At 42.7% G+C, this 6,748-nt stretch carries 5 protein-coding genes, 17 tRNA genes and 2 rRNA genes (1 of these 24 cut by a window edge); 2 read left to right on the forward strand and 22 right to left on the reverse strand.

Annotation, left to right across the window (positions count from 1 at the left end; all coding sequences use genetic code 11):
• Positions 1-78 precede the first annotated feature (78 nt).
• The 3 genes from trmL to queG all read right to left on the reverse strand — a co-directional run bounded on the left by trmL (position 79) and on the right by queG (position 2,897).
• Positions 79-552 carry a tRNA (uridine(34)/cytosine(34)/5-carboxymethylaminomethyluridine(34)-2'-O)-methyltransferase TrmL gene (gene trmL / locus ACIQCO_RS11220; protein WP_400428501.1) on the reverse strand — a complete coding sequence of 158 codons (474 nt, stop codon included), beginning with the start codon at positions 550-552 and terminating at the stop codon, positions 79-81.
• A gap of 228 nt (positions 553-780) precedes the next feature.
• On the reverse strand, positions 781-1,656 hold the full coding sequence (locus ACIQCO_RS11225; RefSeq protein WP_400428503.1) for an amidase domain-containing protein: 876 nt from the start codon (positions 1,654-1,656) through the stop codon (positions 781-783).
• Positions 1,657-1,766: 110 nt separating this feature from the next.
• Positions 1,767-2,897, reverse strand: coding sequence for a tRNA epoxyqueuosine(34) reductase QueG (gene queG, locus ACIQCO_RS11230; RefSeq protein WP_400428504.1), 1,131 nt, complete (start codon positions 2,895-2,897; stop codon positions 1,767-1,769).
• 106 nt (positions 2,898-3,003) lie between these two features.
• Between queG and ACIQCO_RS11235 the strand changes: the two genes are divergently transcribed.
• Positions 3,004-3,675, forward strand: coding sequence for a B3/B4 domain-containing protein (locus ACIQCO_RS11235; RefSeq protein WP_400428505.1), 672 nt, complete (start codon positions 3,004-3,006; stop codon positions 3,673-3,675).
• A gap of 267 nt (positions 3,676-3,942) precedes the next feature.
• Here ACIQCO_RS11235 and ACIQCO_RS11240 read toward each other — a convergent pair.
• A tRNA-Gly gene (locus tag ACIQCO_RS11240) sits at positions 3,943-4,016 on the reverse strand.
• A 214-nt stretch (positions 4,017-4,230) separates the two neighbouring features.
• Here ACIQCO_RS11240 and ACIQCO_RS11245 point away from each other — a divergent pair.
• Entirely contained in the window at positions 4,231-4,707 is a 477-nt protein-coding gene (locus ACIQCO_RS11245) for a hypothetical protein (RefSeq protein ID WP_400428507.1), read from the forward strand.
• A 286-nt stretch (positions 4,708-4,993) separates the two neighbouring features.
• Here ACIQCO_RS11245 and ACIQCO_RS11250 read toward each other — a convergent pair.
• The 18 genes from ACIQCO_RS11250 to ACIQCO_RS11335 form a co-directional block, all read right to left on the reverse strand.
• Positions 4,994-5,075, reverse strand: a tRNA-Leu gene (locus tag ACIQCO_RS11250).
• A 25-nt stretch (positions 5,076-5,100) separates the two neighbouring features.
• Positions 5,101-5,186: transfer RNA gene (locus ACIQCO_RS11255), tRNA-Leu, on the reverse strand.
• Positions 5,187-5,229: 43 nt separating this feature from the next.
• Positions 5,230-5,303 (reverse strand) — tRNA-Cys (locus ACIQCO_RS11260).
• 6 nt (positions 5,304-5,309) lie between these two features.
• Positions 5,310-5,384 (reverse strand) — tRNA-Gly (locus ACIQCO_RS11265).
• 4 nt (positions 5,385-5,388) lie between these two features.
• Positions 5,389-5,463, reverse strand: a tRNA-Gln gene (locus ACIQCO_RS11270).
• A 13-nt stretch (positions 5,464-5,476) separates the two neighbouring features.
• Positions 5,477-5,552 (reverse strand) — tRNA-His (locus tag ACIQCO_RS11275).
• 11 nt (positions 5,553-5,563) lie between these two features.
• A tRNA-Trp gene (locus ACIQCO_RS11280) sits at positions 5,564-5,637 on the reverse strand.
• A 5-nt stretch (positions 5,638-5,642) separates the two neighbouring features.
• Positions 5,643-5,727, reverse strand: a tRNA-Tyr gene (locus tag ACIQCO_RS11285).
• Between the two features lie 29 nt (positions 5,728-5,756).
• Positions 5,757-5,829: transfer RNA gene (locus ACIQCO_RS11290), tRNA-Thr, on the reverse strand.
• Between the two features lie 14 nt (positions 5,830-5,843).
• Positions 5,844-5,919: transfer RNA gene (locus tag ACIQCO_RS11295), tRNA-Phe, on the reverse strand.
• Positions 5,920-5,925: 6 nt separating this feature from the next.
• Positions 5,926-6,002: transfer RNA gene (locus ACIQCO_RS11300), tRNA-Asp, on the reverse strand.
• A 3-nt stretch (positions 6,003-6,005) separates the two neighbouring features.
• Positions 6,006-6,079: transfer RNA gene (locus ACIQCO_RS11305), tRNA-Met, on the reverse strand.
• Positions 6,080-6,099: 20 nt separating this feature from the next.
• A tRNA-Val gene (locus tag ACIQCO_RS11310) sits at positions 6,100-6,175 on the reverse strand.
• 3 nt (positions 6,176-6,178) lie between these two features.
• A tRNA-Glu gene (locus ACIQCO_RS11315) sits at positions 6,179-6,253 on the reverse strand.
• A gap of 18 nt (positions 6,254-6,271) precedes the next feature.
• Positions 6,272-6,363, reverse strand: a tRNA-Ser gene (locus ACIQCO_RS11320).
• A gap of 7 nt (positions 6,364-6,370) precedes the next feature.
• A tRNA-Asn gene (locus ACIQCO_RS11325) sits at positions 6,371-6,445 on the reverse strand.
• A gap of 14 nt (positions 6,446-6,459) precedes the next feature.
• A 5S ribosomal RNA gene (gene rrf, locus ACIQCO_RS11330) occupies positions 6,460-6,576 on the reverse strand.
• A gap of 122 nt (positions 6,577-6,698) precedes the next feature.
• Positions 6,699-6,748, reverse strand: a 23S ribosomal RNA gene (locus tag ACIQCO_RS11335) (its annotated part continues 2,539 nt past the right edge of the window); the annotation flags it as partial.

Here is a 6,748-nt window from a genome sequence, read left to right on the forward strand (position 1 = left end):
CACTTCAGGTTATAATGATAAGCCAGGCTCAACTAAATAAGTATGCAAAAAGCTGCCGTAATCAGGCAGCTTTTTCGTTTAGTTTAAGTGTGCGTAGTTTTGCTGGCGCAATGCCTCGTAAATGAGAATGGCCGCCGTATTAGATAAATTTAAGGAACGAATATGATCGGTCATCGGAATCCTTAGTGCAACATCTTTATTTTTTTCAATAACGTCTTTTGGGAGGCCGGTTGTTTCCCGGCCAAATATAAAATAATACTCTTGGCTTGGGTCACTATAATCAAAGGTACTATGTGGCTTATTCCCGAATTTCGTTAGATAGAAAAATTGACCACCAGCATTTTTTTGATAAAATTCATCTAATGAATCATAATAAACGATGTTTACATATTGCCAATAATCCAATCCAGCTCTTTTTAACATCTTATCATCCGTCGAAAAGCCTAATGGCCGAATCAAGTGCAACGTGGTATCGGTTCCGGCACAGGTCCGGGCAATGTTCCCCGTGTTAGAAGGAATTTGTGGTTGATATAAAACTACATGAATAGACACGAATTTCACCTCATAAGAAAAGCGCAAGCGCCCTGTTCAGCGGCGTATGGCCTGGAGTGCTCCAACCGAGATAAAGGAAACACGGTGAGCGCAAGCGAACCGATGTTGACTTATCGTAGGGCGGAGCGCGAAGGCGTCTCGCCGCTGAACAGGGCGCTGGAGCTAGACATTTATTAAAACTCTAACAAGAATTATACCACTTTCCTTCATCCATTCAAGGACAAACAATTATTCATCGACAATGGTAAAAAACTTATATTTGATATTTGGAGTATAGGCAGAAGAATCCTCATATGCCCAGTACCTCATCCGGCTGTTATAGGTATGGGCATTAACTAACGGCTCCCCATTGGCATCCCTGCCCGTAACAATTGTATTATGATTGAATCGGCCGTCCCCTTCAAAATCGTAGCAAATGACATCTCCTAGTAACAACTCGTCAGGACCCCTGACTTCCCTAGCCCTTAGGCCGCTTTTTGAATTAGCCAAATACTGGCGCAATGAATGGGCCATAGTCCAGCTATAGCTCCAGTTTTTATTTTGCAGCCACCAGCCACTCCCACGGTTCGGAAATCCTCTCATCGGTGCCCCTCCTGCTCGCAGACATTGAGAGATGAAGTTCGTACAATCATTTTCAAACTTTTTATAGGCAGGGTTATAGCTATTCCACCAGCGCTCCGCATATTGCACCGCCCTCAAGCGATTATATTGATAGCTTAGCCGTTCCCCATTCATCTCAAAATCAGGTATAACAGGGATCGCATCGTGTTCTTGAACCTCTACTGGATTCATTTCCTCATCCAAAACCAACGCGTCTTTATAAAACTTGGCCACTCTCATTTCTACTTCTTCTTCCATATAAAGAATACCCTTTTGTTTTATTAAGTATTGATAATGGGCAAGATATTTGACGGTTTGAAATTCTTCTTCGTCAGATTCCTCGATGATCCTGCCTGCTGCTTTCACTTTTACAATTTCAGCGGATCGCTTGGCAAACGCCTGTTGTTTCTTTTCGGCCTTTGGAAAAAAAACCTTGTGACTTCTTTTATCAGAGACAAATTGATGGACCCTTGTGTCAAAAAGCTCTTGAAACGATTTATTCATAGCCTTCCACTCCTCTCATTTCATACATATGATAGAAAGGAGAATTTAAAAACTGACAAGAGTTTCAATTCCCAACCCATTCATGGATATAAATTTGATATCGCACTTTTTTATTTATATAACTTTAATCCTTTTTCGATTTCAGTAAGTACATCTTTATCCGATTCGCTTGTTAGCGCGCTTTTTAGAGCGAATAAAGCCGTTTCGCCGCCAATTTTTCCAAGTGCCCAGGCAGCCGTTCCTCTCGACACAGGACTAGCTTCATTTTCTAAGACTTCAATTAAGTTTGGCACTGCTGTTTCATCCTTAAAATGGGCGAGTGCCATGATGGCATTCCTTTGAATTGGCTTCTTCCCTCTCCAAGACCCTGCTACATTGCCAAACTGATTTTTGAATTCGCGGTTACTTAATTTTAATATCGGCTTCAATAATGGTTTGGCCACTTCTGGATTTGGTTCCAGTTCATCATGGAAATGAAAGTTCTTTCCTTTATTGTGCGGACAAGCCGTTTGACAGGAATCGCATCCATAGACACGGTTGCCGATCTTATCTCTAAATTCATCAGGAATGAACCCTTTCGTTTGCGTTAAAAAGGAAATACAACGCTGGGCATTAATTTGTCCGCCCTGCACCAAAGCAGATGTCGGACAAGCCTCCAAACACTTTGTACATGACCCGCATTGATCCTCAATCGGCGTATCTGGCTCAAATGGCAGGCTGGTAATCATTTCTCCGATATATACATAGGAGCCAAACTCCGGGGTAATAATCGCACAATTTTTTCCACTCCAGCCAATTCCCGCCCTTTCGGCAACGGCACGGTCAGAAAGCTCCCCGGTATCGACCATTGATTTCAACCGCGCATCTGGTGCCTTGGTGATGATGAATTCTTCCAGCTTTTTCAGCCTGTCTTTAAGAATATGATGATAGTCCATTCCCCAAGAGGCCCGGCTGAAAATCCCCCGTCGCTCTCCTTTTTTCCCTTCCACACGGACAGCCATTTTGGACGGATAAGCGAGTGCGATTGAGATGATTGAGCGTGGCTCCTCAAGAAGTAATCCAGGGGTCACCCTTTTATCAATATCCGGTTCTTCAAACCCTGATTGATAACCAAGTTCCTGCTGTCTTATTAACCGGTTTTTCAATTCGGTGAATGGGTCAGCAGTAGTAAAGCCAATTTTATCGATTCCGATTTCTTTACTATAAGCAATGAGTTCTTGTTTTAACTTTTTTACATCCACCGTCTTAACCGCCTTTCCATCTTATTTCATCTATTAAGTTGTTATATTATTAGTAGCACATCTATTTATGATAAACTATTTTCAATCAATTTTGGAGGTGGAATGGTTGGAAATTCAACTTTCATCGGAAATAATCGAGCAAATTCCCGACTTTAAGCTAGGTGTTATTGAATACAGAAATATCATGGTTGGGGATTCACCACAAATGCTAAGAGGAAGACTCCAGCTTTTTCAAGAGGCGATTTATTTTGATTTGGAGAATAAACATGTTACAGACCTTCCTGGTATACAGGAATGGCGAGGTATTTTCAAAAAGACTGGAAAAGACCCAAACCGTTATCGTCCTTCTGTTGAAGCACTATATAGAAGAGTACAAAAGCAAAATTATCTTCCTTCCGTTCAAAGTGGCATTGATATCAATAATTTTTTCTCGCTGCAATATCAAGTACCAATTGGAATCTACGATCTTGATCTGTTACAAGGATTAGTGGAAATACGCATTGGTAATGAAGGCGAGGAGTACACAGGATTAAATGGGAGAAAAAATTCCTTGGAGCGGCTCATTGTTTCTTCTGACCAAAAAGGACCGTTTGGAAGTCCCTTTGTCGATTCTAATAGAACCCCTGTTACGTATAACACGAAAAATGCTTTGCAGATCATTTATTTAAGACCCTCAACCGATTGCGACAATGCTAAAAAGCTGACCGAATCGTTAATGAACATGTTTACACAAATACATGGCGGAGAAGCTTCCTATCGTATTCTTGGGTGCCGCTAAGGCATCTTTTATTGTAGAAAGGGGCGGGGCGCGCAATAGTGATTCAGTGGATTCAATTGTAATAAACCACTTATTGTGACCGTCCTTGCGGTTTTTGCCAACGTACGGTCACAATATGGGCCAAATGCGACTTATTTGGATTCACCTGTTTGATGAAGGACTAATCGAGGTTTTTCTATTAGGGATTAGTCCTTCATGTTTAAAAAAAGAAAAAAACGCAATGCATCGTTCTCCTATGTAACGATACACTGCGTTAGTTAATATGTATGGAGCGGGTGATGGGAATCGAACCCACTACATCAGCTTGGAAGGCTGAGGTTTTACCAGTAAACTACACCCGCATTTGTTTGAATTTGTGACAATTCCATGAACCAACTGACCTTTATAATAATACATACCTTTTTGACAATCGTCAAGAGGATTTTGCGAATTATGTCGAATTTTTTTGGACTTCCAAGCTTATTTGTATACTTCTTTTTTAAGGTTAATAAATGACTTTCTCAGGAATATTTGCTAATCTAGTTTTAAAGCCAGTCTATTTCGAATGAGGTGAGAATGATTAAACGTAAACCGATCATTATTGCTATTCTTTTTTGCCTAGTTATTGTGATTGGTTTAACTGCAATGATTTTTATCAAGAATAGCACGATGACATCTAAAGAACTGCCAGTTCAACATCTTGAACAATCGAAAATAGATGAGGCGGTTATTGGAAAATACATCTCTAGCAACCATGATTATTGGAATGATGCGCTGTGTTGGGGAAGAAGTGAAAAGTTTAGTTTTGCTGTTTTTCAAAATCAATATAACGAGTACCAAAATAATCTAACTGAAATAATTAATGGGGTTGAGGATCAAGATTTAAAAGTGGATTTCCTAAATGCTAAAGATTTACTTGAAAGTGCCAATGAAAAGAAGGACATAAAGTTCTTAATCCGTGTTCATAGAATTTTTCATGATTTAGATGTAAAATACAACGGATATGCAGCTAGTGATTATTTTGGTATAACACAATATGGGAAGAGTCATTAATCGAGCGGACAGGAAACGCTCGGTTTTTTTATAATTTTATAGTTTTCCCTGATTACTCATTATCATTTCCGCAAAACATGCCAAACCACATGAGGTCTCGTAAATGCTAAATTGGATTGTGAAGCGACCTTATCACCTATTTTTTTTTCAGGTCGCTTAAACTTCTATAAACGACCGTAACCCTGTATTTTTCAGTATCTAAGAATCGTATTGGAGATAAATAAAAAACGCTTCTTACAAAATATAAGAAACGTTGATTTCATCGCATTGGCAAGCGATGAGATGATACCGGTGGTCGGGGTCGAACCGACACTCCTCACGGAACACGATTTTGAGTCGTGCGCGTCTGCCAATTCCGCCACACCGGCATATTAAAATGTTAGGTAAAGCAAGTGCCGAGGACCGGAATCGAACCGGTACGGTAGTCACCTACCGCAGGATTTTAAGTCCTGTGCGTCTGCCAGTTCCGCCACCCCGGCGAAATCTAAATACCTATTCTTATCCATACTTGGCAAATTCTTATGGAGGCGGCAACCGGATTCGAACCGGTGGTAAAGGTTTTGCAGACCTCTGCCTTACCACTTGGCTATGCCGCCGTATTTTGGAGCGGAAGACGGGATTCGAACCCGCGACCCCCACCTTGGCAAGGTGGTGTTCTACCACTGAACTACTTCCGCAAATTGGCTGGGCTAGCTGGATTTGAACCAACGCATGTCGCAGTCAAAGTGCGATGCCTTACCGCTTGGCTATAGCCCAATAATAAATATTATGGGGCGACTGATGGGAATCGAACCCACGAATGCCTGAACCACAATCAGGTGCGTTAACCACTTCGCCACAATCGCCACAATATAATTGGCAGGGGTAGTAGGAATTGAACCCACACCAAAGGTTTTGGAGACCTTCGTTCTACCTTTAAACTATACCCCTATAAATGGTGGAGGGGGACGGATTCGAACCGCCGAACCCGGAGGGAGCGGATTTACAGTCCGCCGCGTTTAGCCACTTCGCTACCCCTCCACATATAATACGTTAATGTCAGCTTAAGGTGCCGACGAGAGGAATTGAACCCCCAACCTACTGATTACGATTCAGTTGCTCTACCAATTGAGCTACATCGGCAATCAAGAAATAAATGGTGGCTCAGGACGGAATCGAACCGCCGACACAAGGATTTTCAGTCCTTTGCTCTACCGACTGAGCTACTGAGCCAACATATGGCGGTCTGGACGGGACTCGAACCCGCGACCTCCTGCGTGACAGGCAGGCATTCTAACCAACTGAACTACCAGACCGAATTGCGGGGACAGGATTTGAACCTGCGACCTTCGGGTTATGAGCCCGACGAGCTACCGGACTGCTCCACCCCGCGACAATAAAAAGAAGTAAATATGGTGGAGGATGACGGGATCGAACCGCCGACCCTCTGCTTGTAAGGCAGATGCTCTCCCAGCTGAGCTAATCCTCCAATTGGTGACCCCTACGGGATTCGAACCCGTGTTACCGCCGTGAAAGGGCGGTGTCTTAACCGCTTGACCAAGGGGCCATATCGTAAATAATTTAATGGCGGAGAGCAAGGGATTTGAACCCTTGAGACAGGGTTACCCGCCTACACGATTTCCAATCGTGCTCCTTCGGCCACTCGGACAGCTCTCCATAAAAATGGCTCCGCAGGTAGGACTCGAACCTACGACCGATCGGTTAACAGCCGATAGCTCTACCACTGAGCTACTGCGGAATAATTGTATAACAGCCTGGCAGCGTCCTACTCTCACAGGGGCGCCTGCCCCAACTACCATCGGCGCTGAGAAGCTTAACTTCCGTGTTCGGTATGGGAACGGGTGTGACCTTCTCGCCATTACTGCCAGACCATTTATCAGACACTATTTTATTATAATGTCTTTTTCATATTTTTCAAGAGGTAATTTAATTTTTTTTCATTCCCTCAAAACTAGATAATGCAGAAGAAGTTTGTAAAAACGAATAATCATTAGGATAAGTCCTCGAACGATTAGTATCAGTCAGCTCCACACGTCGCCGC

The organism is Neobacillus sp. NPDC093127 (assembly GCF_044754175.1).
In the GTDB taxonomy this organism is placed as follows: Bacteria; Bacillota; Bacilli; order Bacillales; family Cytobacillaceae; genus Neobacillus.